Raw genomic sequence first — 462 nt, 5'->3', positions numbered from 1 at the left:
GGATCCATCGCGCATCAATGACTTATGGCAAGTGATGTATCGCGCCGGATTTTATCGTGGCGGTCCAATCCTGATGAGCGCCATCGCCGGGATCGACCAGGCGTTATGGGATATCAAAGGCAAAGTGCTGAATGCGCCGGTGTGGCAACTGATGGGCGGCCTGGTTCGCGACAAAATTAAAGCCTACAGTTGGGTCGGCGGCGATCGTCCGGCGGATGTTATCGACGGCATAAAAACCCTGCGCGAAATCGGCTTCGATACCTTCAAACTGAACGGTTGTGAAGAGCTGGGGCTAATTGATAACTCCCGCGCGGTAGATGCGGCAGTCAACACCGTGGCACAAATTCGTGAAGCTTTTGGCAATCAGATTGAGTTTGGTCTTGATTTCCACGGTCGCGTCAGCGCGCCGATGGCGAAAGTGCTGATTAAAGAACTGGAGCCGTATCGCCCGCTGTTTATTGA

Annotated in this window: 1 protein-coding gene; it reads left to right on the top strand. The window is 53.7% G+C overall.

Translation table 11 applies throughout. The features are described from left to right. A partial coding sequence (locus tag M3593_RS23760; protein WP_285849001.1) for an enolase C-terminal domain-like protein occupies positions 1-462 on the top strand: 462 nt, incomplete at both ends.

This window comes from Mesobacillus sp. MER 48, assembly GCF_023714225.1.
Taxonomy (GTDB): Bacteria; Bacillota; Bacilli; order Bacillales; family Cytobacillaceae; genus Mesobacillus; species Mesobacillus oceanisediminis_A.
This window is presented reverse-complemented; position numbering and strand designations above follow the sequence as displayed.